Source organism: Micromonospora sp. WMMA1923 (assembly GCF_049179195.1).
Lineage (GTDB): Bacteria > Actinomycetota > Actinomycetes > Mycobacteriales > Micromonosporaceae > Micromonospora > Micromonospora yangpuensis.
This window is the reverse complement of sequence record NZ_JBMHLZ010000001.1, coordinates 2558986-2584780: the sequence shown is the minus strand read 5'-3', so window position 1 is coordinate 2584780 and position 25795 is coordinate 2558986. Positions and strand designations below refer to the sequence as shown.

Sequence of the window (25795 nt, the reverse complement as noted above, 5' to 3'; positions counted from 1 at the left end):
ACCGTGGCGTACCGGGACAGGGGGTCGACCATGCGAGTGCCGAGCCGAAGCCACGGCCCCCGGCCCACTCCGGGCCCCTGCGCCCCGACCGACCTCGCCGGCTACCGGGACGCCGTGGCGGAGCTGAGCACCGAACTGGGCGCCCTGGCCGACGCCATGTCAGGTGCGGCCCGGCAGCGGCTGCTCGACGAACGGCTCCGCCGACCCGACCTGGCCACGGTGCTCGACGCCACCCCGCAGGGCCTGGTCGGCACCCGGGAGACCCTGTTGCTGGAGCTGGCCCGACAACGTCCGGAGGCCGACCTGAGCGGGCTGGCCGGACTGGTCCGTGGCCACCTGCTCTCCCGGATCGACGCGGTGTGGTGGGCCGACGTGGCGGCCTTCGCCACCGACACCGCCGTGCACACCAGTCCGGAGCTGGTCGACCTGGAGTGGCTGCGCCGTCGGGGCCTGATCGGTTTCGGCTACCGGCAACAGCCGGTCTCCCCGCTCGGCCGGGGACTGCGCGCGGCACACCGCGGGCTCCGACCGCACGCCGCGCCCCGGACCGCCGGCCTGCCGTTCCGGCGGGGCCGCCGGGAGATCATCGCGCTGCTCAACGACCTCGCCCGCGAGTTCGCCGCGGGCGCCCCGCCGGGCACCCCGCCGCTCTGGGTAACCGACCTGGCGCACAGCGTCGAGCACCAGCACCGGCTGCGCCGCCTCGGCGCGCCCACCTGGCGCTCCGGCGCGCACAGCCAGGGGTACGCCGTCGACCTGGAACTCGACTGGTTCGCCCGCTTCGGCGCCCGGGACACCCTCGCCGGCATCCTGCGGGCACGGCAGGCCGCCGGCGAGATCAACCTGATCGACCAGGGGTCGGCCTGGCACGTCTGTCTCGCCCCGACCGCCCGCCGCCGCCTGCGCCGCGCCTACGAGGCCGAGATGGGGGTGTAGGGCCCCGGGCGTCAGCCGGTCAGCACCAGCGCGCCGAGGGCGGCCAGGGTGGCGGTGACCGCCACGGTCGCACTGGCCGCCACGAACCGCAGCAGCGGCACCCGTACCCCGGCGGCCCGGCACCGCTCATACCAGAGCAGGGTGGCCAGCGACGCCCACGGTGCCGCCAACGCGCCCACGTTCGTGCCGATCAGCAACGCCAGCAGACGGGTGTGGTCGTCGGCGGCGATCGCCGCCTCCCCGGCCAGGTACGCCGGCAGGTTGTTCACCAGGTTGGCCAGCAGCGCCCCGGTACCACCGGCGCGTACCGTCGCCGCCGCCGAGCCGCCGGCGCCGACCAGGGCGCCCACCACGTCGTCCAGACCGGCCCGGCCGAGGGTCTGCACGACCAGGAACAGCCCGGTCACCAGCAGCAGCAGCCGCCACGGCAGCAGCGCCGGACGCAGGGTGGCCCGGGACCGGACGCCGAAGGCGGCCAGCACCACGGCGGCGGCCACCGCCGAGGCGATCCCGATCTCCACCCCGGTGACGATGCCGGCCACGAAGAGCAGACAGCCCAGCACCGTCATCCGGTACAGCGGGCGGTCGGGAATCACCGGCGAAGCCGGGACGTCGAACCGGCGGGGAGCGGTGCGCCAGTACCAGCACCAGAGCAGGACCGCGGTGACCGCGATCGCGGCGAGCTGCGGGGCCCACATCCGGGACGCGTACGCCAGCGGGGTCAGGTCGAGTCGGTCGGCGGCGAGCAGGTTCGTCAGGTTGGACACCGGCAACAGCAGGCTGGCGGTGTTGGCCAGCCAGACGGTGGTCACCGCCAGCGGCAGGGGCGCCGCCCCGATCCGGCGGGCCAGGGCCAGCAACACCGGGGTGAGCAGCACCGCCGTGGTGTCCAGGTTGAGCAGGACGGTGGTGACCGCAGCGAAGCCGACACAGAGCAGGAAGAGCGTCCGACGGTCCCCCCGGGCGGCGATGGCCAGTCGGGTGGCCAGCACGTCGAAGACCCCGGCCGCCGCGGTCAGCTCGGCCAGCACCACCACGGTGGCCAGGAACAGCAGCAGCGGCAGGATCCGCCGCACGGTCGCGGTGGCCTCGGCGTGGGGCAGCAGCCCGGACAGCACACACCCGGCGCCGGCGACGGCGAGCACGATCGCCACCAGGTCCAGCGGGTGCGGGCGGACACGACCAGCGGTGGCGGATGGGGTACCGCCGGTGACCTTCACGTCCGACGATCCTTGCAGGTGCCGTCGGACGGCCCGTCGGCGACCCACCGGTGACGGCGTTGACCGCGGCGGACCGCCGGCCGGCGCGGTCGCGGCGGGTGCCCGGCCCCGGGTCACCCGCCGCGCCGACTACCAGCTCAGGTACGTCGGCTGGGTCTGCGCGTTGAACTCGTCGTACCGGGTCAGGTGGGCCGACCAGGTACGCCAGTCGCGCAGCTCCAGCACGTCAAGTCCCTTCTGGATGTCGCTGGAGTAGATGTACCCGTTGTAGTAGTACGTCGACCAGGCCCCGCCGGTGATCCGCTGGGTCTCCGACAGCGGGCCGCGCTCCCAGAAGGCGATCTCCGTCGGCCGGGTCGAGTCGGTGAAGTCCCAGACCGAGACGCCACCCTGGTACCACGCCTGGACCATGACGTCGCGTCCGAGGACCGGCACCAGCGAGCCGTTGTGGGCCACGCAGTTCTCGGTGTCGGTGTTGACCCGGGGGATCTTGTAGTAGCTGCGGAAGACGAGTTTGCGGGCGTCGCCCCGGCCGGTGAGGTCGTAGATGGCGTTGGCACCCCGCTGTGGCCCGATGGCCTCGTTGCAGGTGGCACCCCCGCCGCCACCCAGCTCGTCGGTGAAGACGACCTTGGTGCCGGCGTTGTTGAACGTGGCCGAGTGCCAGAAGGCGAAGTTCTCGGTGTCCCGGACCCGGTTGATCACCCGGGGGGCCTCCGGCCGGGTGATGTCCAGCAGCACCCCGTCACCCATGCAGGCGCCGGCGGCCAGGTTCTTCGCCGGGTACGCCGTGATGTCGTGGCAGCCGCTGGTCTCGGCGGAGTATCCGCCGGCGGGGTTGCCACCGTCGGGGAAGAGGTTCGGCGTGGCCACCACGGCGGCGTCGGTGGGCGTGCGCAGCGGCACCCGCACGATGGAGATCGAGTCGTGCGGCGGCCGGCAGTCCGGGTAGTCCTCCCGGGGCCGGTACGACGAGACGTAGAGGTAGACCGACCTCCGGTCGCGCGCCGGGACCAGGGTGTGGGTGTGCGAGCCGCAGGCGGTCTCGACGGCCTTGAGGTAGCGCGGGGTGGCCTTGTCGCTGATGTCGAAGATCTTGATGCCCTCCCAGGACTGCGGCTCGGTCGCGGGCAACGGCGCGCTGGCGCAGCTGGCGTCGCTGCGTCCCTCGTCGGTGGAGAGGAAGAGCAGGTCACCGTAGATGGAGATGTCGTTCTGCGAGCCGGGGCAGTGCACCTGGGAGACGATCGTCGGCGCGCTGGGCCGGGCGATGTCGTAGATGACGAAGCCCTGGTAGTTGCCGACGAACGCGTACCGACCCTGGAAGGCGATGTCGGTGCCGAGGGCGGAGGTGGTGTCGAACGGCGCCTGCTTGGGCAGGTTTGCCACCTGGCGCAGGTTGGGGCTGCTGGAGATCTCGTCGACGCCGGGGACGGCCGCCGGTACCGCCGTCGACGCGCCGGTGACCCGGCCCGGGGTGGCGCCGCTGAGCGCGGCACCGCCCGGTGCGGCACTGCCCGGGGTGGCGCCGCCCGGTGCGACGGCGAGCAGGGCGGCCAGCAGGAGCCCGGCGGCGGCCGCGCCGGTCACGCGGAGCTGGCGGAGGCGAGGCGGGGAGGATCTGCTCATCGACGACACCCTTCGATGCGGAGTGTGGCGGTATCGTCACCATATCTATCATCGCCATCGATGTGGTGTCCTCCGCGTTACGGACTGTGCGACACCGGCTCCGTCCGTGGTGGCCCCGACGGGAGGGGTGCGGGTGACCGCTCGACGTACCGGGGCGCTGGTGGCCGTCCTCGCGGTCCTGCTGCTGGTCGCGTTCGTGGCCCTGCGCCGGCCACCGGCACCCGTCGGCACCGCCCCGTCCGGCGCGGCGTCCGGCACGGCGGCCGGCACCCCGCCGTCGGTCAGCCCACCGCCACCGGCCGGCGGGGACCGGCCCGTGATCGTGCCCGGTCTGCCCGGTGAGCCGGCCGCCACGATGGACGGCTCGGCCCTGCGGGACGCGGCGACTCCCCGCTACACCGCGCTGGACGTCTGGTTCGTCCGGATGATGATCCCGCACCACGGCCAGGCCCTGGAGATGGCCGCGCTGGCCCCGCAGCGGGCGGCCGACCCGCGGGTGCGGGCCCTGGCCGAGCGGGTCCGCAGCGCCCAGGGGCCGGAGATCGGGGTGCTGGAGAGCTGGCTGGACGCCCGGGGTCTACCTCGGGAGGTGGCCGGGCACGACCACGCCACGATGCGGGGCATGCAGTCGGCGGCGGCGCTGCGGCGGCTCGCCGACGCCCGGGGCGCGGACTTCGACCGGTTGTTCGTGCAGATGATGGGTGCGCACCACCGGGGGGCCGTCGAGATGGCCCGCGACCTGCTCAGGGTCGGTGTGGACCGGACCCTGCGCGAGTTCGCCGACGCGGTCGTCGCCGAGCAGCGCGTCGAGATCGTCCGGATGGGCGAGCTGCTCGACGACTGATCCGCACGGCGGTCGGCCGTCGGCTGCGCCGTCAATCCTCCTTCCAGCCCAGGTCAGCGCGGTTGGTAGATGATCCACCTCACTTTCAATCCCTATTTAGTAGATAGGTTTTATGGGTTAGCCTCCTCGGTGAGATCGGCCGCCGACCTGCGCCGATCACCGACAGTGACCGGTGCGCCGACGCGCGTACGGGGAACCGGCAGGGAAGGCCAAGCATGTCCGTGGAGCAGCCGTCGCCCGGCGACACCACCTTCGACCTCACCGACGTCGACCGGGCCCGAGCGGACCTGGTCCGCGCCGTCCGTACCCTCTTCGCCGCCGGGGTGATGTCCCACAGCGGGCACGGCAACATCAGCGTCCGGCTCGCCGCCTCCCCGGAGCACGTCGTGCTCAACCGGGGTGACCTGCTGGTCACCCCGGCCGCCGGTGACCCGACCGCCGGGCAGCGGGTGATCAGCTCCGACGTGGTGGTGGTCGACCTCGACGGCCGGGTGGTCCTCGGTGAACCGGGTCGGTTCACCGCCGGCATCACCCGGATGCACACCGAGGTCTACCGGCTGCGTCCGGACGTCGGCGCGATCATCCACACCCACTCGCCGCAGGCCACCGGGTACGCCATCGCGGCCACCCCGTTACCGGCCCGCTACGAGGCACTGATCGTCCACGGGCAGCCGGTGGACGTGCCGGTGGCGCCCTGGGGACCCCGCGGCAGTGCCGAGGCGGTCCAGGGCATCGTCGACACCTTCGCCCGGCACCCGCGTACCCAGGCGGTCCTGCTGGCCAACCACGGCCTGCTGGTGGCCGGCACCGACGCCGGACATGCCGCGCGGCTGGTGGTCGCCATCGAGGAGGCGGCGGTCTCCACCCTGGCCTCGACCGCCCTCGGTGGCCCGGCCGACCTGCCGGCCGCCGCACGGCACGAGAAGCCGCTCGCCTTCTGATCCCCGACCAGACCCCTACCCCTCACCCGTACTGGAGACACCCACCATGAACAGCACCACCGCCCGCCGCCGTACCGCCGGACTGCTCGCCGGCCTGCTCGCCCTGGCGGCCGCCGGCTGCGGGTCGGCCGACGGGGCCGGCGCGACCGCCGCCGCCGACGCCGACGGGGTACGGACCCTGCGGATCGCCTCCTCGCCGCTGTCCCACCTCTCCGCGCTCTACGTGGGGGAGAAGCAGGGCATCTTCGCCAAACACCGGATCGCGCTGGAGTGGGACACCACCAACGCCGACCTGCTCTCGGTCCCGTCGGTGCTGGCCGGCAAGGTCGACATCGCCACCGGTGACCTCACCACGCTGGTCGCCGCCACCTCGCAGGGCCTGGACGTCAAGGCGATCGTGCCCGCCTCGGCCTCCACCGGCCAGCGCGGCGCGGGCAAGGACTACGGCGCCCTGGTGGTCGCCGCCGACAGCGGCATCGACCGGCCCCGGCAGCTCGCCGGGCGGACCGTCTCGGCGAACAGCCTGACCAACATCGCTGCCGCGGCCGCCCGCGAGGCGGTACGCGCCGACGGCGGCGACGAGTCCAGCGTCAAGCTGCTCGAACTGCCCTTCCCCGACGCGCCGGCCGCGCTCGCCGCCGGGAAGGTCGACGCCGCCTGGCTGGTCGAGCCGTTCCTCACCCTGGCCAAGAGCCAGGGGGCGAAGGAGATCGGCTGGGGCTTCAGCGACCTCGCCGACGACCTGACCGTCTCGGCGTACTTCACCTCCGGCGCGTTCGCCGAGAAGAACCCGGAGCTGGTGCGGGACTTCCGCAGCGCGGTACGGGAGTCCTTCGCCCACGCCCGGGACAACGAGGCCGCGGTCCGGGAGATCATCCCCACCTTCACCACCATCAAGCCCGAACTCGCCGCGAAGATCACCATCACCGGTTGGCAGGACGAGGTGAGCGTGGACGCGCTCGACAAGCTCGCCGACTACGCCCTGCGGGACAAGGTGATCACCACCAAGCCCGACCTCTCCGCGCTCGTACTGCCGTGAGTGCCGCGCGTGCCGACCGGCTGCGCGGTCTGCTCGGCGCGGCCGGTCTCGCGGTCGCCTTCGAGGTCGTGCCCCGCGCCGGCCTGGTCTCCGGCGAGCACCTGCCGCCGCTGAGCACCGTCGTCGCCGCACTCGCCGAGCGGGCCGGCGGGCCGCAGCTGTGGCGCACCGTCGGCGCCACCGTCGCAGGGTGGTCGCTCGGACTGCTGCTCGCCGTCGTCGCGGCGGTAGCCGTGGGCCTGGTCGTCGGGTCGATCGACGTGCTGCGGGCCGCCACCGCCTCCACCATCGACTTCCTCCGCCCGATCCCGTCGGTGGTCTTCATCCCGCTGGTGGTGCTGCTCGCCGGTGCCGGCCTCGGCGCCACCCTCTTCCTGGTCGGCTACGCCTGCTTCTGGCTGGTGCTGATCCAGGTGCTCTACGGGGTCCGCGACGTCGATCCGGTCGCCCGCGACGCGGCGCGCTCGGCCGGCCTGGGACGCCTCGCCCAACTGCGCCACCTGGTCTGGCCCACCGTGCTGCCGTACCTGGTCACCGGGTTGCGGCTGGCCGCGTCGGTGGCGTTGGTGCTCACCGTCACCGCCGGTCTGGTGATCGGCTCCCCGGGACTGGGTCGGGAGATCTGGCTCGCCCAGGCCGGTGCCGACATCCCCGGCATGTACGGCCTGATCCTGGTCACCGGGGTCCTCGGCGTCGGCGTGAACGCGCTGGTCCGGCTGGCCGAGCGTCGGCTGCTGCACTGGCACGTCTCGGTACGTCGGGAGGTGGCCACCGGATGACCGCGACACCCTCGGGGCACCCGCTGCGGCACCGGGCCGGTCGGCTGCTGACCGCCCTCGGCCTGCCGGTGTTCCTGGTGGCCCTGTGGTGGGTGGCCAGCGCCGGCAGCACCAACCCGTTCTACCCGCCGCTGTCGACCGTCCTGGATGCCTTCGGGCGGGTCTGGTTCTCCGACCGGTTCCTGCTCGACGTCCTGCCCAGCCTGCGTCGCTTCGCCCTCGGGCTGCTGCTCGCGGTGCTGGTCGGGGTCGGCGCCGGACTGCTCGTCGGCTCCTCGCGGGTGTTGCGCACGCTGCTGGAGCCCGCACTGGCGTTCTTCCGCGCGCTGCCCTCCCCGGTCCTGGTGCCGGTGCTCCTGGTGCTCGTCGGCGTCGGCGACGCCATGAAGATCGCCGTGATCGCGTTCGGCTGCCTCTGGCCGGTGCTGCTCAACACCGTCGACGGGGTACGCGGCACCGACCAGCTCCAGCTCGACGCCGCCCGGGTCTGCGGGCTGTCCCGCACGGCCACCTTCGGTCACCTGGTGCTGCCCTCGGCGTCCCCGCAGATCGCCGCCGGCATCCGGCAGGCCCTCGGCATCGGGATCATCCTCATGGTGGTCAGCGAGATGGTGGTCAGCACCGACGGCCTCGGCCACGCGGTGGTGCGCTTCCAACGCAGCTTCGCCCTGCCCGAGATGTGGAGTGGAATGATCTTCCTGGGTCTACTCGGTTTCCTGCTCGCCAAGGCCCTCGAGGTCGTCGAACGCCGGGTGCTGGCCTGGCACCACGGGGTGCGCCGGGCCACCGGGAGCCCGTCGTGACCGCCGCCGGGCCGCTGCTGCGCGTCGACCGGCTGCGCAAGGTCTACCCCTCGTCCACCCGGCCGGTGGTCGCCGTCGACGGGCTCACCCTCGACGTGGCCGCCGGCGAGTTCGTCTGCGTGGTGGGCCCCTCCGGCGGCGGCAAGTCCACCCTGCTCAAGATGGTCTCCGGACTGCTCCCACCGACCGCCGGCCAGGTCCTGCTCGACGGGGTCGCCGTCACCGGACCGGTGCCCGGGCTCGCCGTGGTCTTCCAGGAGTACGGACGCAGCCTCTACCCGTGGAAGACCGTCCGGGACAACGTGGCCCTGCCGTTGCTGCCCCGCCGGCTGTCCCGCGCGCAGCGGCACCGGCGGGCCGAGGCGGCGCTGACCTCCGTCGGGCTGGCCGACGCCGCCCGCGCCTATCCCTGGCAGCTCTCCGGCGGGATGCAGCAGCGGGTGGCGATCGCCCGGGCGCTCGTCGGCGAACCCCGGGTCCTGCTGATGGACGAGCCGTTCGCCGCGGTCGACGCCCAGACCCGCGCCGACCTGGAGGACCTGGTCCGGGCCCTCTGGCAGCGGCTGGGCATCACCGTGCTGTTCGTCACCCACGACATCGACGAGTCGGTCTACCTCGGTGAGCGGGTGCTCGTGCTCAGCCGGGCGCCGGCCACCATCCGCGCCGACCTCACCGTCGACCTGCCCACCGAGCGCGACCAGCTCACCACCCGCGCCGACGCCCGCTTCGCCGCGCTGCGCAGCGAGGTGTTCCGGCTCGTCGCCGCGGAGAGTGTACCCGAACCAGGAGAACCCCGATGAGCCTCGACGTGCCCGCCCCGATCCGGATCGGCGACGTCACCATCCACCCGCTGGTCGAGGAGCCCCGCTACCTCGCCGCGCCCCACGTGTTCTTTCCGCAGCTCGACGAGGACCCCCAACCGGCCGACGCGTGGTACCTGCAGCCACCGCACGTGGACGCCGCCACCGGGCAGATCGTGCTCAACATCCAGCCCCTGCTGGTGCTGACCGGCGACCGGGTGATCCTGCTGGACACCGGTGGCGGCAACGGCAAGGTCCGCACCTCGCCCGGCTTCCACCTGCGACAACGGCCCTTCTGGGACAACTTCTCCCGGCTCGGCCTGACCCCCGACGACGTCGACACCGTCGTCCTGACCCACCTGCACGTCGACCACGTCGGCTTCGCCACCACCGCCGACGGCGACGGCTGGGTGCCGTCCTTCCGCAACGCCCGCTACCTGCTGACCCGACAGGAGTTCGACTTCTGGACCGGCCCCGGCGGGCGGGCGGGCCTGGAGCGCACCGGCGACTACGTCGCCGACAGCGTCCTGCCGCTGCACACCGCCGGAGTCCTCGACTTCGTCGCCCCCGACCTCACCCTCACCCCCGAGGTACGCCTCGTGCCGGCCTTCGGGCACACCCCGGGCAACCTCTTCGTCGAGATCGCCTCGCGGGGCGAACGGGCCGTCTACGCCGGCGACGGCATCCACCACGCCGTGCAGCTGGCCCACCCGGAGTGGAGCACCCGGTACTGTGTGGACGGCCACGGGTCCGCCGCGCAGCGTCGGGCGCTGCTCGACTCGATCGCCGACACCGCGACGATCCTCATCCCCGCCCACTTCCCGGTCCCCACCGCCGGCCGGGTCGTCCGCGACGGCGACGCCTTCCGGTACGTGTTCCACACCGATGGCTGAGACCGGGACCGGACCGGTGCCGGTTGTCGACTTCCACAGCCACCACGTGGCCCCGGGCGTACCGGCCGTGGTGCCGGTCGGCGCCGGCGACGAGTTGCGCCGTTCCTGGCGGCGGGTGGCCCGGGCCGTCGGCGACGTCGGGGCGACGCTTACCGGGATGGACCGCCTCGGCATCACCCGCCGGGTGCTCAGCGCCCCACCGGCGATGGTCACCCCCGACGGTACGACGATCACCCCGCGGACCGTCGGCGTGCTCAACGACCACCTGGCCGAGGTGGTCGCCGCGAACCCCGACCGGTTCGCCGGGTTGGCCACCGTCGACGCCTACGCCGGACGGGCCGGGGCCCGTACCGTGGCCGACGCCGTCGCCGCCGGGCTCGGCGGGATCGTGGTCGACTGCGCCCACCAGGGCCGCTACCTGGACGATCCGCGGTGCCGGCCCACCCTGGAGGCCGCCGCCGAGGCCGGGCTGGTGGTCTTCGTCCACCCGGTCAGCCCCGCCGCGCTCGCCGCCGACCTGCGCCCGCTCGGCCGCCCCGGCACCTCCCTGGCCCGGGGTACGGCCGTCTCGGCGAGCCTGCTGGCGCTGCTGGGGGCCGGCACCCTCGACGCGGTACCCGGTCTACGGGTGGTCTTCCCGATGCTCGGCGCCGCCGGCCTGCACCTGGCGGCCGGCTCCGACGCCGTGGAACGGATCGCCGCCGGGGTCGCGCCGACGGAGCGCTGGCACGTGTACGTCGACACGATGGGCTTCGCCCCGGCGGCGATCCGGTTCGCCGTGGAGCTGCTCGGCGCGGATCACGTGGTGGCCGGCAGTGACTGGCCGGTGCCCGACCGCCCGGCCGACCGTACCCGGGTCGTCGACGCCCTCACCCGCGCCGGCCTCACCACGGCGCAACACCACCAGATCACCCACCGGACGGCAGCCGCCCTGCTCCGCCGGCATCCGGTCGGCCCGGCGGTGACCGAGCCGAAACGGTCCTCCACTCGTTGAACCAGCGTGGAACAGGTGGCGCCAGGCAGCGGGCGGTCCGGGTGCGGACTGACCCAGCTGCCTAGGACGCTCTGCGCGCTGTGCCCGGTACGACAGCTGATCCGATGGTCCGGTCGTGACTGACCTGGTCCGCCGCATGGTGCGGACACCCGGGGCGGTGCTGCGGATGCATCGTCGGGGCGGGATGCCGGCGGTGCGTACCGCGCTTCGGCCGTCCGGTCGGTGCGGCTGGTCCGGCGGCAGCTCGTCCGCCGGACGATGGCCGAGGTCCACCTGCCGGCGCCGCCGCCCGGAGCCGCCGGGCAGCGGACGGTGCTGCTCGGCGCGCTGCGTCGCAGCGAGGCCAACTGCCTGGAGCGGTCGCTGGTCCTGCAACGCTGGTACGGCGGTCAGCGCATCGCCCGTACGGTGGTGATCGGGGTGACCGCGCCGAGCACGGGCTTCCACGCCCACGCCTGGCTGGACGGGGAACCCGACGGCGAGGCGGCGGCGATGACCGAGATCCTGCGCCGCCCCGCCCCGCCGGCCTGGCTCGCCGCCGCCGGGGAACCCTGACCGGGCGGTAGGCGCCCGATCAGCCCCGGTCCGGGTTCGGTCATCGGTGGCCGGTCAGGACGAGATCCTGCTGGCGTGGGCCCCGGTGGGCCCGGTGGTGGGAGGCGATCACGCAGGTCGTCCCGGTGCGATGGGCCAGGGCCTGCCAGAGCCGTTCGCGGGACCCCTCGTCCAGCGACCGGTCGGGCTCGTCGAGGATCAGCAGGGCGGGTTCGCCCAACAGGGCCCGGGCGATGCTCACCCGGGCCCGCATGCCGGCCGAACAGCGCCCCGCCGGGACGGTGGCGTAACCGGTGATGTCCAGCTCCTCCTCCACCCGGGCCACCGCGGTGCGGGCCGCCCGCCAGGGCAACCGGAGCCGAGCCACCAGGGCGAGGTTGTCCCGGGCGGTGAGCGTGCCGTAGAGACCCTGTTCCGGGGCGAGGCAGACACCGGTGAGCCGCCGGGCGGCCAACGATCCGACCGGGTGACCGGCGACGGTGGCCCGCCCGGCGCTCAGCGCGAGCGTCCCGGACAGACACCGCAGCAGGGTGGTCTTGCCGGCCCCGTTCGGCCCGCTCAGGAACAGTTGGGTGCCGGCCGGCACCGACAGGTCGAGCCCGTCGAACACCCACCGGCGGCCGAAACGTCGGGCGGCCTGCCGCAGATCGAGCATGAGCTGACGCCTCCGGTGCCGGTGCGGGGGTTCAGAGCCGCTCGACCGTCGGGCCGTGGCAGCGGTTGCGGGTGTCGAAGACGTACCGGGCGTGCCGGGTGACCAGGTCGTAGTCGATGCTGTCGTGGTCGGTGACCACCACCACCGCGTCGGCCTGGCGCAGCTCCTGCTCGGTCAGCTCCACCACGACCACCCCGTCGGGCAGCAGGTGCGCCTCGGCGTACGGCTCCACCGCGTGCACCTGCGCGCCGAGCGCCCGCAGCCGGCGGGCCACCTCGACGGCGGGGGAGTCGCGCAGGTCACCCGTGTTCTTCTTGTACGCCAACCCGAGCAGCAGCAGCCGGGCTCCGCTGACCGCCCGGCCGGTCCGGTTCAGTCCGGTCATCACCCGTTGGGCGACGTGCTCGGGCATCTCGTGGTTGATGTCGTTGGCCAGCTCGATGAAGCGGAACTGCCTACCCAGTTTCCGGCGTACCTGCCAGGACAGGTAGCAGGGGTCGATGGGCAGGCAGTGCCCGCCCACCCCCGGGCCGGGCTGGAACGACATGAACCCGAACGGCTTGGTGCCGGCGGCCTCGATGGCCTGCCAGACGTCGACGTCCAGCGGGTGCGACAGCATCGTCAGCTCGTTGATCAGCGCGATGTTCACCTGCCGGAAGGTGTTCTCGATCAGCTTGGTCAGCTCGGCCACCCGGGTGGAGCCCACCGGCACGGTGCGCTCCACCAGCCGCCGGTAGAACTCGTCCACCCGGTGCAGCGCCGCGTCGTCGAGGCCGGAGACCACCTTCGGGGTGTTCTCCAGCCGCCACACCGGGTTGCCCGGGTCGATGCGCTCCGGGCTGTAGCCGAGGTGGAAGTCGCCGGGGCTGTGCAGCCCGCTGGCTGTCTCCAGCAGTGGACGCAGCAGTTCGTCGGTGGTGCCGGGGTACGTCGTCGACTCCAGCACCACGGTGCAGCCGCGTCGGACGTACGGGCCGATGCCGAGGCCTGCCTGTTCCACGAAGCTCAGGTCCGGGGTGCCGTCGCGCAGCGGCGTCGGCACGGTGATCACGCAGATGTCGAAGCCCTCGGCGTCGGCGTACTCGGTGCTCGGGTGGTACCGGCCGCTGGACAGCGCCCGGCCCAGCCGGTCGGCACCGACGTCCTCGACGAACGACTCGCCGACGGTGAGCCGCTTGATCCGACCGGCGTCGACGTCGAGGCCCACCACGTCCAACCCCGCCTCGACGGCCCGCATGGCCAGGGGCAGGCCCACGTAGCCCTGGCCGATGACGACCAGCTTGTCCGCGTTCATCCGAGCCCTCCGGCAGCAGGAGTGAAGCATCCTGCTTTTCACCCTAGAGCGGCGTCGATGATCCTATGTCGGTTTTGGGGTTATTGAGGCTGGTGGGGTGGTCACTCGCCCCCGCCGGAGCCCGCACCGGAGTCGTTGGTCGGCGGCGGATCGTTGGTCGGCGGTGTCGTGGACGGTGCCGGCGGCTCCTCGGTCGGGGCCGGCGGAGGCGACGACGGCGCCGACGAGCTGGTCGGCGGGCGGGTGGGGAGCTGGCTCGGCTCCGGCTCCGGCTCCGCCGACGGGCTGGGCTCGGCCGACGGGCTGGGCTCGGCTGATTCCCGGCCGGTCGGCTCGGCGGGCCGGACCGGCCGGTCCCCGCCGGTGGTGGGCGCCTGGGTGGCGGTGCTCTGCTCCGGCGCGCTGCTGGGCACCACGGCGGGTGCGGTGTCCTGGATCTCCACCCCGCGGGGCGACTCGTCGCGGTTGCCGCCGGTCGCGCCCAGTGCCGCGCCGAGCGCACCCAGCGCGACCAGGACGGCCACGGCCGCGCCGATCAGGGTGCCCCGGCGGCTGTGGGCGCCACCGGTGGCCACCGCCGCGCCGACCGGGCGTTCGGCCCGGGTGCCCGGCCCGGTGGAACCCCGCAGCCGCACCGGTGCCGCGACCACCGCCGTGGCCGCCGCGTCGCCGGCCAACGCGGCCCGGGCCGCCTCGGCCATCTGGGCGCCGGTGTCGAACCGGTCCGCCGGGTCCTTGGCCAGGGCCCGGGTCACCAGCGCGCGGACCGCCGCCGGGATCTCCTCGGGCAGCGGAGGTGGCTCGTCGTCGAGGTGCCGCACGGCCACCTGGAGCGGGTTGTCGCCGGTGAACGGCGGGCCGCCGGTGAGGCAGCAGTAGGCGACGGCGCCGAGGGCGTAGATGTCGGTCGCGCCGGTGACCGGCCGGCCCGCCGCCTGCTCGGGGGCCATGTACAGGGCGGTGCCGGGCACCGCGTTGGTGCTGGTGATGCTGGTCACGTTGGTCGAGCGGGCCACTCCGAAGTCGACGAGCACGACCGTGCCGTCGGCCTGGACCAGCAGGTTGCTCGGCTTGACGTCGCGGTGCACGATCCCGCCGTTGTGCGCGGCGTGCAGGGCCTGGCCGGCCTGGCTGACCACCGACATCGTCTCGGCGACGTCGAGTCGACCGGCGGCCTCGATCCGCTTGGACAACGGCTGGCCCTCGACGAACTCCATCACCAGGTAGTCGGCCCGGCCACCGTCGTCGAGCCGGTCCTCGCCGACGTCGTAGACCTGCACGATGCCGGGGTGGCGCAACGCGGCCATGATCCGGGCCTCGGCCCGGAACCGGGCGATGAAGTCCGGGTCGGACACCAGCGCGGGCAGCAGGACCTTGACCGCGACCTGCCGGCCGAGCACCACGTCCGTCGCGAGCCAGACATCACCCATACCGCCGGTGGCGACGCGTTCGTCCAGCCGGTAGCGACCGCTGAGTACGACCTCCGAAGACAACACGGCCCTACGGTACCCACAGCGGCTGACGGCGGCGCACCCGCAAGGGTGGCCGCCGACGTCTGTCGGTGCGCCTGCGGTGCCGACCTTACCGAACGATACCGCCCGGCGGGTGACGAACCGACGGCACAGGGTGATCCGACCTGTCCATCGGGCGGCCGTGCGCCGAGCCGCCGGCCCACGGCAACCGCCGATGGCGTCCCCGGCGGACCTGGTGTTACGTTGACTCGCCGCGCAGCCGGCTGGATATTTGTCACTCTCATCCGGAGCCATGCCACCTTGTCCGTTCAGCGATCCGCTCCTACCGTTGGCCCGACCCGGGCCCACCGAGGACGCGGTGGCACGACCGGATCCGACGGGCACCCGCCCCGGCAGACGCCCGGCACACCGCCGCCCGGTCCGCACGGTGCCGGGCACGACCAGGGCAGCGGGGGGCTGATGGTGGGGAAGTGGGCCCGGACACCGGGTCGATTCGACGCGGGACGGGCGGCCGGATCCGGCCCGGACCGCCGAGTCGCCGGATCCGGCCCGGACCGCCGGGCGGCGGGACCGGACCGGTCATGAGCGCCGAGCTCACCGAGGCGGTCCTCGCCGCCCAGGCCGGCGACGAGGAGGCGTTCCGTTTCCTGTACCGCAGCCTGCAACCCGGACTGTTGAGGTACCTCACCGCGCTGGTCGGCGCCGACGCCGAGGACGTCGCCTCGGAGACCTGGCTGCAGGTCTCCCGCGACCTGCCCGGTTTCGCCGGCGGCGAGTTCCGCGCCTGGACCGTCACCATCGCCCGCAACCGCGCCCTGGACCATCTTCGCCGGCAACGCCGCCGCCCCTCCCTGCCGGTGCCGGTGCACGCGCTGACCGACCTGGCCGACGACGCCGACACCGAGCAACGCGTCGGTGAGACCCTCGGCACCGAGAACGCGCTGGCGCTGATCGCCACCCTGCCGCCCCGCGAGGCCGAGGCGGTGCTGCTACGGGCGGTGGTCGGCCTGGACGCCGAGACCGCCGGCCGGGTCCTCGGCCGGCGTCCGGGGGCGGTGCGCACCGCCGCCCACCGCGGGCTGCGTCGCCTCGCCGCCCTGCTGCAACGATCCGAGCCGGCCTCCCCACCAGCTCCCAGCCCGCGGGCGCTGCCGGGCCCACGTACCGCTTCCCGGCCGCGACCGGAGGCCTCCCGGGCCGAGTCGGCGGACGGTTGACGTGAGGGGAGACTGGATGAACGGTGGCCGGTCTGACCGGTCCGGCCGGCCCGCGAGCCGGTCCGAGACCGACCGGCTGCTCGACGCCGCCCGGGCCGGGGACCCACCGCGCCCCGGTGACCCACTGGCCGGGTTGCTGTCCGCGGCAGCGGCCCCGGCCCGTCCCGACGAGCTGACCGGGGAGGATGCCGCGCTCGCGGCCTTCCGTGCCGCCCGCGATGTCGCCCCGGTCGCCACGGGTCCTCGCCGCCGGACCCGCCGGGTCGGGATCGTGGCCTGGCTCGCCGCGCTCGCCGCGACCGCGACGGCGGGGGTGGCTGTCGCGGCGGCCACCATCGACCGCCGCGACGACCCACCGGTACCGCCGCCCCGTCCGAGCGCCCCGGTCTCGGAGCCCGCCTCCGCACCGTCGACGGCGGGCCAGGAGGGTGAACCCACCCCGAGCCGCCCTCCGGCGTCCCCGACCCCCTCGCCGTCGCCGACCCCCGCGCCCAGCCGGACCGACTCGCCCACCCCGACCGGGTCGGTGACCCCCGGTAACGTCGGCCAGCTGCGCGGTCACTGCAACGCCTACCTGTCCAAGAAACCCGCGCAACGGCAACGGGCGCTGCAGAGCCCCGGCTTCGCCGGCCTGGTGACGGCCGCCGGCGGCGCCGACCGGGTCGAGGAGTACTGCCGGGCGCTGACCTCGACCAGCCCCGCGGCCCCCTCGGCGGATAGCCCGTCCGCGACCCGGTCCGCGTCGGCGAGCCCCTCTCCCACCCGCTCGGCGTCGGCCGACGACTGAGCTGCGGCCGCGGACCCCACGGCGCCCGGATCGGCGGCGCCCGGATCGGCGGCGCCCGGATCGGCGGCGCCCGGATCGGCGGCGCCCGGATCGGCGGCGCGCGGGCCTGCGGCGCACCGACCGGGCGGACCGCGGCGGAGAAAAAGGTTCGGCTCGGGTCAGCGGAATTCTTCTGCTAGACAGAAGATGGTGGGGCCATGACCACTCCGGTCGGCAACGGTCGGTGAGGTCGGACCAGCGCTGGGGAGGAGGGCCCGCTCGTGGTGATGTCACCCGGGTTGGACCGCACGACGGTGATCCGGCAGGTGGAGGCCGCCGCCGGGCACATCGGCCGGATCTGTTTCAAGACCGGGCCACCGAGATTCACCGGTGTCGAACTGGAATGGACCGTGCACGACGCCGCCGACCCCACCCGCCCGGTCGACCGGGAGCGGCTACGGGCGGCACTGGGGGGCCACAGCCCCGTCACCATCCATCCGACCAGCCCCGCCCAACAGCTCCGGCACGGCAGCACCGTGACCGTCGAGCCGGGCGGGCAGCTTGAGATATCCACCGCGCCACAGGACTCGGTCGGCGCGCTGATCACCGCCACGGACGCCGACATCGACCAGGTGCGTGGCCTGCTCGCCGCCGCCGGGTTGATGCTCGGTGACACCGGCATCGACCCGTACCGACCACCCCGCCCGGTCGTCGAGACACCCCGCTACCGGGCCATGCGCTGCGTCTTCGACCGCCACGGCCCGCACGGGGCCACCATGATGTACAGCACCGCCGGCCTGCAGGTCTGCCTGGACGCGGGCGAGCCGGCGGAGCTGGGCGACCGGTGGGCCGCGGCGCACGCCGTGGGGCCGCCGCTGCTGGCCGCCTTCGCCACCGCCGGTGACCACGCCGGCCGGCGCACCGGGTGGGCGTCGGCCCGGATGGCCGCCTGGCTGGGCATCGACCCGGCCCGGACCCGGCCGGCCTGGACACCTGACGACCCGCGACCGGACCCGGTGGCGGACTGGACCGGGTACGCCCTCGGCGCACCCCTGCTCTGCCTCCGGCACGACGGCCCCGACTGGACACCCCCCGCGGGGGTCACCTTCGCCGACTGGATCGACGGCGCGTTGCCGCAGCCACCCACCACCGACGACCTGGAGTACCACCTGAGCACCCTGTTCCCACCGGTGCGCCCCCGTGGCTACCTGGAGCTGCGGTACCTGGACACCCAGCCGGGCCCGGACTGGCAGGTGCCGGCGACGGTGCTGGCCGCGCTCTTCGCCGATCCGGCCACGGTCCGCGCCGCCCGGGTCGCCGGCGCCGCGGTGGCCGACCGTTGGCACGCCGCCGCCCGGTACGGCCTGCGTGACCGGCCACTGGCCCGGGCGGCGACCGCCCTGTTCGACCTGGCCCTGACGGCCCTGCCCCGGCTGGACCTGCCGGCGGCGCTGCACCAGCGGATGCAACGAGCGATCCAGCGGCGGCACACCGTCGCGGAGAGGGGACCCCGGTGACCGAGACGACGACCACCGCCGACCTGGACGTCGCGCGGCTGCGTGACCGCATCGCCGCGGAACTGGACCGCACCCGGGCCCGGACCGTGCTGCTGACCAGCGCCGTCGACGACGACGAGCTGACCCGGCAGCACTCGCCGCTGATGTCCCCACTGGTCTGGGACCTCGCCCACGTGGGCAACCAGGAGGAGCTCTGGCTGGTCCGGGACGTGGGCGGCCGGGAGCCGGTCCGGTGTGACATCGACGAGTTGTACGACGCGTTCAAACAGCCCCGCCGGGACCGGCCCCGCCTGCCGCTGCTGGCCCCCACCGAGGCCCGCGCCTACCTGGGTACCGTCCGGGACAAGGTCCTCGACCTGCTGGACGGGATCCGGTTCACCGACCGTCCGTTGGTCACCGACGGGTTCGCCTTCGGCATGATCGTGCAGCACGAGCAGCAGCACGACGAGACCATGCTCGCCACCCACCAGCTGCGCGCCGGAGCACCGGCGTTGACCGCGCCGCCGCCACCGCAGCCGCGGGTCCGGGTCGCCGACGAGGTGCTGGTGCCCGCCGGGCCGTTCACCATGGGTACCAGCACCGACGCCTGGGCGTTGGACAACGAACGCCCCGCGCACCGCGTCGACCTGCCCGCGTACGTCATCGACGCCGCGCCGGTGACCAACGGGGCGTACCGGGCGTTCATCGCCGACGGCGGGTACGACGACCCCCGTTGGTGGAGCGAGGCCGGCTGGCAGCACCGTCACGAGGCGGGCTTGACCGCCCCGTTGCACTGGCGGCCCGACGGCAGCGGGTGGGCGTACCGACGCTTCGGCCGGTGGTCGCCGGTGCGCGACGACGAGCCGGTGGTGCACGTCAGCTTCCACGAGGCGCAGGCCTACGCCACCTGGGCCGGCAAGCGGCTGCCCACCGAGGCCGAATGGGAGAAGGCGGCCCGGTGGGACCCGGCGACCGGGCGTTCCCGCCGTTGGCCCTGGGGCGACGCCGACCCGACCACCGAGCACGCCAACCTGGGGCAGCGGCACCTGTGGCCGGCGCCGGTGGGTGCCTACCCGGCCGGCGCCTCGCCGCTGGGCGTGCACCAGCTGATCGGCGACGTCTGGGAGTGGACCGCCTCGACCTTCCGGGGGTATCCGGGCTTCGCCGCCTTCCCGTACCAGGAATACTCGCAGGTGTTCTTCGGACCGGACCACCGGGTGCTGCGGGGTGGTTCGTTCGGCACCGACCGGGCGGCCTGCCGGGGCACCTTCCGCAACTGGGACTACCCGATCCGACGGCAGATCTTCAGCGGTTTCCGGTGTGCCCGCGACGCCACGGACGCCGAGGTGCGCGGGTGAGCGGCGGTCCGCGCTGATGTGCCGGCACCTGGCGTACCTGGGTCCGCCGGTGACCCTGCGGGCGTTGCTGTACGACCCGCCGCACTCCCTGCTGCGCCAGTCCTGGGCACCCCGGGACATGCGCGGCGGCGGGACGGTCAACGCCGACGGGTTCGGCGTCGGCTGGTACCCGACGGCGTCGGCCGGCACCGCGGCGCTGCGCTACCGGCGGGCGCAGCCGTTCTGGACCGACACCACGTTGGCGGAGTTGGCCGCGGTGACCACGGCCGGTGGGGTGCTGGCCGCGGTCCGGTCGGCGACGGTCGGCATGCCGGTGCTGGAGACCGCCGCCGCCCCGTTCGCCGACGGACCCTGGTTGTTCAGCCACAACGGGGTGGTCCGGGGGTGGCCGGACTCGGTGGCCGGGTTGGCCGGTGACCTGCCGGTGACCGACCTGCTGACGCTGGACGCCCCGACCGACGCCGCCCTGCTCTGGGCGCTGGTCCGGCACCGACTGCGCGCCGGCGAGGAGCCGGCGCGGGCGGTGGCCGACACGGTGGCCGCCGTCGCGGCTGCGGCGCCGGGGTCCCGGCTGAACCTGTTGTTGACCGACGGGCGGCAGGTGGTGGCCAGTGTGGCCGGCCACGCGCTGTCGGTGCGGGCCGGCGCGGGCGCGGTGCTGCTGGCCTCGGAACCCACCGATGACGAGCCCGGCTGGCGCGGTGTGCCGGACGGGCAGTTGGTGCTCGCCACCGCGGGCGGGCTGCGCTTTCGGGCCCTGCCGGCACCGGCGGGCCGTCCAACCGACACAGACCACACGGAAGGGGCCGGAGATGAACGCGGAGCCACTGGAGATCTATCTGGAGGAGCGGGACCTCGACCGCGGTCTGCGCCACGACGTGCGGACCGGCCTGACCGCCAGCCCGAAGTGGCTGCCGCCGAAGTGGTTCTACGACGCCCGGGGCAGTGAGCTGTTCGAGGAGATCACCCGGCTGCCCGAGTACTACCCGACCCGGGCCGAACGCGCGGTCCTGCAGCGGCGGGCCGCCGAGATCGCCGGGCTGACCGGGGCGAAGACCCTGATCGAGTTGGGTTCGGGATCGTCGGAGAAGACCCGGCTGCTGCTGGACGCGTTCACCCGGCGCGGCGGGTTGGGCACCTTCGTGCCGCTGGACGTCTCGGTGAGCGCGCTGCGGCAGTCCACCGAGCAGATCGCCACCGACTATCCGGGCCTGCGGGTACGCGGCATCGTCGGCGACTTCACCCGGCATCTCGACCGGATGCCCACCGGTGGCCGACGGCTGGTGGTCTTCCTCGGCGGCACCATCGGCAACCTGCTGCCGGCCGAGCGGGCCGCCTTCCTGGCCGCCACCCGGGCCGGCCTGGAGGCCGGGGACTGGCTGCTGATCGGTACCGACCTGGTCAAGGACCCGCAGGTGGTGGTCCCGGCCTACGACGACGCGGCGGGGGTGACGGCCGAGTTCAACCGCAACGTGTTGCGGGTGCTCAACCGGGAACTCGGGGCGGACTTCGAGCCGGAGGCCTTCGACCACGTCGCGCTCTGGGACGCCGAGCGGGAGTGGATCGAGATGCGGTTGCGGGCCCGGCGGGCGATGCGGGTCCGGGTGCTCGACCTGAGCGTCGACTTCGCCGCCGGGGAGGAACTGCGTACCGAGGTGTCGGCGAAGTTCCGTCCGGCGGGCATCGCCGCGGAGCTGACCGGCGCGGGGTTCGCCGCCGAGCAGCACTGGACCGATCCCGAAGGGCTGTTCGGGGTGACTCTCGCCCGGGCGGACTGACTCGCGCCAGGCCCCCGGGGTGACGCCCTTCACCCAGGGGCCTTCTGGCGGGCCGGGGTGGGCTAGGCTGACGGCGCGAAGGGGAGTAGCCCCCAATGTCGTGGTCGACATACTGGCGCGTTCCGCGTCCGGCCACGCGGCCCTGTTCCCAGGGCGGGCGAGACCTTCGACTCAGGCTGTCGCAGCCGGGTCGAGGGCGCCTGTGATCCTCTTCCCGGCCTGGATCGGGAAGGTGTTCCTGTGGAAGGCTTCTTCGTCGCGCTGGTGGTCAGCTTCGGCGTGATCTTCGTCGCGGAGCTGGGGGACAAGTCCCAGCTCATGGCACTGACGTTCGCGACCCGGTTCAAGACGGTGCCGGTGTTGATCGGCATCACCATCGCCACCGCGGTGGTGCACCTGGTCTCGGTGGCCATCGGCTACGGCCTGGGCGCGACCCTGCCCACCGGGTGGATCTCGCTGGTCGCCGGCCTGGCGTTCCTCGGCTTCGGCGCGTGGACCCTGCGCGGAGACAGCCTCACCGAGGAGGAGAAGCGCAAGGCCGAGCGGTCGACCAAGTCCGCCATCGTCACCGTCGGTATCGCCTTCTTCCTGGCCGAGCTGGGTGACAAGACGATGCTGGCCACCATCACCCTGGCCACCCAGTACGGCTGGTTCGGCACCTGGATCGGCTCGACCGTCGGCATGGTCGTCGCGGACGCGTTGGCCATCCTGGTCGGCCGGTTGCTCGGCAGGAAGCTGCCGGAGCGCACCATCAAGTACGGTGCGGCGGCGCTCTTCACCATCTGCGGTCTCTGGCTGATCCTGGAGGCCGTCCGGGAGCTGACCTGAGTTCCGTCGGTGGGGTGCGCCGGCGGCGCACCCCACCGACGGGTCAGTGACCGTTCGGGCGGTCCTGGTAGACGTCGGGCACCCCGTCGCCGTCGGCGTCGACCCGCTCGCGCAGGGCGATGCGCCGGTAGGCGCGGTTGCGCCGGCTGAGCACCACCGCGGCCAGCGTCGCCGAGAGCACCGAGCCGGCCAGCACCGCGGTCTTGACGTGGTCGTCGGCCAGGCTGCCGCTGCCGAAGGCCAGTTCGCCGATGAGCAGCGACACGGTGAAGCCGATCCCGGCCAGCAGCGCCACCCCGAGCAGGTCCCACCAGCCGATGTCCTCGTCGAGCTTGGCGCGGGTGAACCTGGCCAGCAGGTAGGTCGAGCCGAGGATGCCCAGCGGCTTGCCCAGCACCAGGCCGGCGACGACGCCGAGCACGATCGGGTCGGTGAGCACCGCGGCCAGGTCGGCGTCGCGCAGCGACACCCCGGCGGCGAAGAAGGCGAAGACCGGCACCGCGAAGCCGGCCGAGATCGGCCGCCACCGGTGCTCCAGGTGCTCGGCGAGCCCGGGTCGGTGCTCCCCGCCGGGCGGCCCGACCTTGCCGCGACGGTCGCCGAGCACCGGGACGGTGAAGCCGAGCAGGACACCGGCGACGGTGGCGTGCACCCCGGAGGCGTGCACCAGCGTCCAGGCGGTGAACGCCAGCGGCAGCAACGCCCACCACCAGGTGCGTCGCCGCTGCACCAGGAGGCCGAAGGCGGCGATCGGCAGCAGTGCGGCCAGCAGCGGCAGCGGGCTGAAGTCGGCGGTGTAGAAGATCGCGATGATGCTGATCGCCAGCAGGTCGTCGACCACGGCCAGGGTGAGCAGGAAGGCCCGCAGTCCCTGCGGCAGGTACGCCCCGACCACGGCCAGCACCGCCAGCGCGAAGGCGATGTCGGTAGCGGTGGGGATCGCCCAGCCCTCCAGCGCGTCGCCGCCGGCGGCGAGGTTGACCGCGACGTAGATCAGCGCGGGGGCCACCATGCCGCCGACCGCGGCCACCACGGGCAGCGCCGCGCGGCGGGGGTCGCGCAGCTCACCGGCGACGAACTCGCGTTTGAGCTCCAGGCCCACCACGAAGAAGAAGATCGCCAGCAGACCGTCGGCGGCCCACGCGGACAGCGACAGGTCCAGGTGCAGGCCGTCCGCGCCGGGTAGCGGCACCCAGGCGCCGAGGTCGGCGTACCGGTCCCCCCAGGGGGAGTTCGCCCAGACCAGGGCGATCACCGCGCCGGCCAGCAGCAGCCCGCCGCCGACGGTCTCGGTGCGCAGGATGTCGGCCAGGAAGCGGGCCTCCGGCCAGGAGGTACGTCGGAACAGTCGGCCGATGCCCCGGGGGCGGTCGGGACTCGGACGGGGTTCGGTCATGGTGGTGGGCCGCCTTGCTGTCGGGAACGGTCGTAGCCATCGCCGACCAGACTTCCCGGCACACCAGGTCAGACTCTAGCCACCCGGGGCCGGGTGGGCGAGCCGGGCGGCGTGGGAGGCTCGTCTCACCCGGCCTCACCGGGGGGTGGCCAGGGTACTCAGCGCGGGCCGCTGGGCGCAGAGCGCGGCCAACTGGGCGATCAGGTCGTCGACCGCCGCGTACGGGTCGAGTCGCCGGGCGTCCTGCGGGCTGAGCGGGGGCACGCCGACGTGCGAGATGAGCGGGTGGATGGGCCGGGTGTCGATCTCGTCGGCGCCGAAGAGGTCCTCGTGCAGCTTCTCACCGGGCCGCAGCCCGGTGAAGACGATCCCGGCGTTGGTGGCGGACTCGTCGGCCAGCCGGCGGGCGACGTCGGCGATGCGGACCGGTTCGCCCATGTCGAGCACGAGGGCCTCGCCGCCCCGGCCGATCGTGGCGGCCTGCAACACCAGGTGCACCGCCTCCTGCTTGGTCATGAAGTAGCGGGTGACGTCGGGGTGGGTCACCGTGATCGGCAGTCCGGCCGCCAGCTGGGACCGGAAGGCGGTCAGCACCGAGCCCCGGCTGCTGAGCACGTTGCCGAACCGGACGCTGAGGTACCGGGCGCCGGAGCGGGCGGCGTAGTGGGCGGTCAGCTGTTCGGTCAGCCGCTTGGAGTAGCCGAGCACACTGATCGGGTCGGCCGCCTTGTCGGTGGAGATGTTGACGAACTCGGCGACGTCGCGGCAGGCCTCCAGCACGTTCAGGGTGCCCAGGATGTTGGTCTTGACCGCCTCTCCCGGGTGCCGTTGCAGCAGGGGCAGGTGCTTCAGCGCCGCGGCGTGGAAGACGATCTCCGGCCGGCGTTCGGCGATGATCCGACTGACCTGCTCGGCGTCGCGGATGTCGGCCAGGATCAGCTCCGGACCGTCGAGCAACGCCCGCCCGTACAGTGACATCTGCAAGGCGTGCAGCGCCGACTCGTCACGGTCGAGCATCATCAGCTCACCCGGTTCGCAGCGGGCGATCTGCTGGCACAGTTCGCTGCCGATGGAGCCACCGGCTCCGGTGACCAGCACCCGGCGACCGCGCAGACCGTTGCGTTCGCGGGTCGGCGCGACCGCCCGTGGGGCCCGGCCGAGCAGGTCGGTGAGCTGGATGTCGCGTACGTCGGTGACCGCCGGCGGGCGGTCCAGCAGGTCGTGCAGCGGCGGCAGCACCTTGAAGGTGGCGCCGGCGCGCACGGTCCGGTCGCGTACGTCGCGGAGCAGGCCGGTGTCGGAGCCGACCATGCAGAAGATCACCGTGTCGGCTCCGGTGCGCTGCAGGGCCGCGCCGATCTGGTGCCGGCCGCCGAGTACCCGTACGCCGTCGAGTCGCAGGTCCCGCTTGCCGAGTTCGTCGTCGAGCAGCCCGACCGGCAGGTACCGGCCGAGCGGGTCGGCGCGCAGCGCCCGCACCAGCCGGGCGGTGGTGGCGTCCACGCCGTAGATCAGCGCGCGGGTTGCCGGCTGACTCGTCCCCGGGTGCCGGTCCCGGTGGTACCGGTAGGCCGACCGACCGACCGCCATGATCAACAGTGCGATGACCGCACCGACCACGGGGGTGGTGGCGGGCACCGGCCGCTCCGGCATCGGCAGGATCACCAGCAGCGCGCTGGCGGCCGCCAGCGCGGCGGTGCCGGCCAGCTCGCGGGCCTCGTCGAGGCTGCCCACCGGGTCGTGCCCGCGCAGGCTGCGGCGGACCTGACCGATGCTGGCGTGCACCGCCGCGCAGGCCAGTGCGGTGACCAGCACCCACCCGCACTGGCCGGCGGTGAGCGTGAACTCGAAGCGGGTCCATGCGGCGGTCGACAGTCCCCCGCACCAGGCGAGGGTGTCCAGCGTTAACCAGGACAGGGCACCGCGGCGGCGCGGGACCGGGCGACGGCGCCGGTCACCGGTTGCTGCGGGTGTGGTCGGTGCTGCGGTGTCCATGCTCTGCCCTCGGCTTCTAGGCCCGGATGAGTGGTTTACGGCCGGGTGAGGTGCCGCATCGTCTACATTCGTTTCGTCCGGTAACGGGGCATTAGTTATCAATCAAA

22 protein-coding genes and 2 pseudogenes are annotated in these 25795 nt (G+C 73.7%); 17 read left to right on the top strand and 7 right to left on the bottom strand.

Annotation, left to right across the window (positions count from 1 at the left end; translation table 11 throughout):
- Positions 1–30 precede the first annotated feature (30 nt).
- Positions 31–936 (top strand): hypothetical protein, encoded by a 906-nt coding sequence (locus tag ACN28G_RS11595; protein WP_091438619.1) that lies wholly within the window; start codon positions 31–33, stop codon positions 934–936.
- An 11-nt stretch (positions 937–947) separates the two neighbouring features.
- Here the strand turns inward: ACN28G_RS11595 and ACN28G_RS11590 are convergent, their stop codons facing one another.
- On the bottom strand, positions 948–2156 hold the full coding sequence (locus ACN28G_RS11590) for an SLC13 family permease (protein WP_421479091.1): 1209 nt from the start codon (positions 2154–2156) through the stop codon (positions 948–950).
- A 129-nt stretch (positions 2157–2285) separates the two neighbouring features.
- Positions 2286–3785, bottom strand: a complete 1500-nt coding sequence (locus tag ACN28G_RS11585; RefSeq protein ID WP_091438613.1) for an LVIVD repeat-containing protein — start codon at positions 3783–3785, stop codon at positions 2286–2288.
- 133 nt (positions 3786–3918) lie between these two features.
- On the opposite strand from ACN28G_RS11585, the gene ACN28G_RS11580 reads away from it, so the two are divergent.
- The 9 genes and pseudogenes from ACN28G_RS11580 to ACN28G_RS11540 form a co-directional block, all read left to right on the top strand.
- The gene (locus ACN28G_RS11580) at positions 3919–4629 is read left to right on the top strand and encodes a DUF305 domain-containing protein (protein WP_421479090.1); all 711 of its coding nucleotides are present in this window, start codon (positions 3919–3921) and stop codon (positions 4627–4629) included.
- Between the two features lie 215 nt (positions 4630–4844).
- Entirely contained in the window at positions 4845–5570 is a 726-nt protein-coding gene (locus ACN28G_RS11575) for a class II aldolase/adducin family protein (RefSeq protein WP_091438611.1), read from the top strand.
- Positions 5571–5616: 46 nt separating this feature from the next.
- Positions 5617–6609 (top strand): ABC transporter substrate-binding protein, encoded by a 993-nt coding sequence (locus ACN28G_RS11570; protein ID WP_175440556.1) that lies wholly within the window; start codon positions 5617–5619, stop codon positions 6607–6609.
- Positions 6606–7388: an ABC transporter permease gene (locus ACN28G_RS11565; RefSeq protein WP_091438602.1), complete on the top strand. Its 783-nt coding sequence runs from the start codon at positions 6606–6608 to the stop codon at positions 7386–7388. Before ACN28G_RS11570 ends, ACN28G_RS11565 begins: the two co-directional genes overlap by 4 nt.
- Positions 7385–8191 (top strand): ABC transporter permease, encoded by an 807-nt coding sequence (locus ACN28G_RS11560; RefSeq protein WP_091438597.1) that lies wholly within the window; start codon positions 7385–7387, stop codon positions 8189–8191. Before ACN28G_RS11565 ends, ACN28G_RS11560 begins: the two co-directional genes overlap by 4 nt.
- Complete coding sequence (locus ACN28G_RS11555; RefSeq protein ID WP_421479089.1) at positions 8188–8991, top strand: ABC transporter ATP-binding protein; 804 nt, start codon at positions 8188–8190, stop codon at positions 8989–8991. Before ACN28G_RS11560 ends, ACN28G_RS11555 begins: the two co-directional genes overlap by 4 nt.
- On the top strand, positions 8988–9884 hold the full coding sequence (locus ACN28G_RS11550; RefSeq protein ID WP_091438593.1) for an MBL fold metallo-hydrolase: 897 nt from the start codon (positions 8988–8990) through the stop codon (positions 9882–9884). The genes ACN28G_RS11555 and ACN28G_RS11550 overlap by 4 nt, the downstream gene beginning before the upstream one ends.
- Positions 9877–10878, top strand: a complete 1002-nt coding sequence (locus tag ACN28G_RS11545) for an amidohydrolase family protein (protein ID WP_091438590.1) — start codon at positions 9877–9879, stop codon at positions 10876–10878. The genes ACN28G_RS11550 and ACN28G_RS11545 overlap by 8 nt, the downstream gene beginning before the upstream one ends.
- A 216-nt stretch (positions 10879–11094) precedes the next feature.
- Positions 11095–11433, top strand: a pseudogene (locus tag ACN28G_RS11540) (lasso peptide biosynthesis B2 protein); the annotation flags it as partial.
- Between the two features lie 40 nt (positions 11434–11473).
- Here the strand turns inward: ACN28G_RS11540 and ACN28G_RS11535 are convergent.
- The 3 genes from ACN28G_RS11535 to ACN28G_RS11525 form a co-directional block, all read right to left on the bottom strand.
- Positions 11474–12088: an ABC transporter ATP-binding protein gene (locus tag ACN28G_RS11535; RefSeq protein ID WP_091438583.1), complete on the bottom strand. Its 615-nt coding sequence runs from the start codon at positions 12086–12088 to the stop codon at positions 11474–11476.
- A gap of 31 nt (positions 12089–12119) precedes the next feature.
- Positions 12120–13382 (bottom strand): nucleotide sugar dehydrogenase, encoded by a 1263-nt coding sequence (locus ACN28G_RS11530; RefSeq protein WP_091438580.1) that lies wholly within the window; start codon positions 13380–13382, stop codon positions 12120–12122.
- A 101-nt stretch (positions 13383–13483) separates the two neighbouring features.
- On the bottom strand, positions 13484–14878 hold the full coding sequence (locus ACN28G_RS11525) for a serine/threonine-protein kinase (RefSeq protein ID WP_091438576.1): 1395 nt from the start codon (positions 14876–14878) through the stop codon (positions 13484–13486).
- A gap of 557 nt (positions 14879–15435) precedes the next feature.
- Between ACN28G_RS11525 and ACN28G_RS11520 the strand changes: the two genes are divergently transcribed.
- The 7 genes and pseudogenes from ACN28G_RS11520 to ACN28G_RS11490 all read left to right on the top strand — a co-directional run bounded on the left by ACN28G_RS11520 (position 15436) and on the right by ACN28G_RS11490 (position 22297).
- Entirely contained in the window at positions 15436–16071 is a 636-nt protein-coding gene (locus ACN28G_RS11520; RefSeq protein WP_091446502.1) for an RNA polymerase sigma factor, read from the top strand.
- A 16-nt stretch (positions 16072–16087) separates the two neighbouring features.
- The gene (locus tag ACN28G_RS11515) at positions 16088–16858 is read left to right on the top strand and encodes a hypothetical protein (protein WP_421479088.1); all 771 of its coding nucleotides are present in this window, start codon (positions 16088–16090) and stop codon (positions 16856–16858) included.
- Between the two features lie 260 nt (positions 16859–17118).
- Positions 17119–18354 carry an ergothioneine biosynthesis glutamate--cysteine ligase EgtA gene (gene egtA, locus ACN28G_RS11510; RefSeq protein ID WP_091438567.1) on the top strand — a complete coding sequence of 412 codons (1236 nt, stop codon included), beginning with the start codon at positions 17119–17121 and terminating at the stop codon, positions 18352–18354.
- On the top strand, positions 18351–19691 hold the full coding sequence (gene egtB / locus ACN28G_RS11505; protein ID WP_175440554.1) for an ergothioneine biosynthesis protein EgtB: 1341 nt from the start codon (positions 18351–18353) through the stop codon (positions 19689–19691). Before egtA ends, egtB begins: the two co-directional genes overlap by 4 nt.
- Before the next feature lie 16 nt (positions 19692–19707).
- Positions 19708–20457 (top strand): annotated as a pseudogene (egtC, locus tag ACN28G_RS11500) (ergothioneine biosynthesis protein EgtC); the annotation flags it as partial.
- A gap of 46 nt (positions 20458–20503) precedes the next feature.
- A complete protein-coding gene (gene egtD, locus ACN28G_RS11495; RefSeq protein WP_421479087.1) occupies positions 20504–21469 on the top strand; it encodes an L-histidine N(alpha)-methyltransferase in 966 nt (321 codons plus the stop codon).
- Positions 21470–21709: 240 nt separating this feature from the next.
- Positions 21710–22297 (top strand): TMEM165/GDT1 family protein, encoded by a 588-nt coding sequence (locus ACN28G_RS11490; protein WP_091438561.1) that lies wholly within the window; start codon positions 21710–21712, stop codon positions 22295–22297.
- Between the two features lie 43 nt (positions 22298–22340).
- Here ACN28G_RS11490 and nhaA read toward each other — a convergent pair whose 3' ends face one another.
- Both nhaA and ACN28G_RS11480 read right to left on the bottom strand, forming a co-directional pair.
- Positions 22341–23693 (bottom strand): Na+/H+ antiporter NhaA, encoded by a 1353-nt coding sequence (nhaA, locus tag ACN28G_RS11485; RefSeq protein ID WP_091438557.1) that lies wholly within the window; start codon positions 23691–23693, stop codon positions 22341–22343.
- 135 nt (positions 23694–23828) lie between these two features.
- Positions 23829–25688 (bottom strand): nucleoside-diphosphate sugar epimerase/dehydratase, encoded by a 1860-nt coding sequence (locus ACN28G_RS11480; protein WP_091438554.1) that lies wholly within the window; start codon positions 25686–25688, stop codon positions 23829–23831.
- Positions 25689–25795 lie beyond the last annotated feature (107 nt).

Excerpts from the sequence above, each read along its gene's own strand:
- ACN28G_RS11595 (WP_091438619.1), top strand. The coding sequence starts at position 31 with ATGCGAGTGCCGAGCCGAAGCCACGGCCCCCGGCCCACTCCGGGCCCC.
- ACN28G_RS11585 (WP_091438613.1), bottom strand. The coding sequence starts at position 3,785 with ATGAGCAGATCCTCCCCGCCTCGCCTCCGCCAGCTCCGCGTGACCGGC.
- ACN28G_RS11575 (WP_091438611.1), top strand. The coding sequence starts at position 4,845 with ATGTCCGTGGAGCAGCCGTCGCCCGGCGACACCACCTTCGACCTCACC.
- ACN28G_RS11570 (WP_175440556.1), top strand. The coding sequence starts at position 5,617 with ATGAACAGCACCACCGCCCGCCGCCGTACCGCCGGACTGCTCGCCGGC.
- ACN28G_RS11560 (WP_091438597.1), top strand. The coding sequence starts at position 7,385 with ATGACCGCGACACCCTCGGGGCACCCGCTGCGGCACCGGGCCGGTCGG.
- ACN28G_RS11550 (WP_091438593.1), top strand. The coding sequence starts at position 8,988 with ATGAGCCTCGACGTGCCCGCCCCGATCCGGATCGGCGACGTCACCATC.
- ACN28G_RS11545 (WP_091438590.1), top strand. The coding sequence starts at position 9,877 with ATGGCTGAGACCGGGACCGGACCGGTGCCGGTTGTCGACTTCCACAGC.
- ACN28G_RS11535 (WP_091438583.1), bottom strand. The coding sequence starts at position 12,088 with ATGCTCGATCTGCGGCAGGCCGCCCGACGTTTCGGCCGCCGGTGGGTG.
- ACN28G_RS11530 (WP_091438580.1), bottom strand. The coding sequence starts at position 13,382 with ATGAACGCGGACAAGCTGGTCGTCATCGGCCAGGGCTACGTGGGCCTG.
- ACN28G_RS11520 (WP_091446502.1), top strand. The coding sequence starts at position 15,436 with ATGAGCGCCGAGCTCACCGAGGCGGTCCTCGCCGCCCAGGCCGGCGAC.
- ACN28G_RS11515 (WP_421479088.1), top strand. The coding sequence starts at position 16,088 with ATGAACGGTGGCCGGTCTGACCGGTCCGGCCGGCCCGCGAGCCGGTCC.
- egtD (WP_421479087.1), top strand. The coding sequence starts at position 20,504 with ATGAACGCGGAGCCACTGGAGATCTATCTGGAGGAGCGGGACCTCGAC.
- nhaA (WP_091438557.1), bottom strand. The coding sequence starts at position 23,693 with ATGACCGAACCCCGTCCGAGTCCCGACCGCCCCCGGGGCATCGGCCGA.
- ACN28G_RS11480 (WP_091438554.1), bottom strand. The coding sequence starts at position 25,688 with ATGGACACCGCAGCACCGACCACACCCGCAGCAACCGGTGACCGGCGC.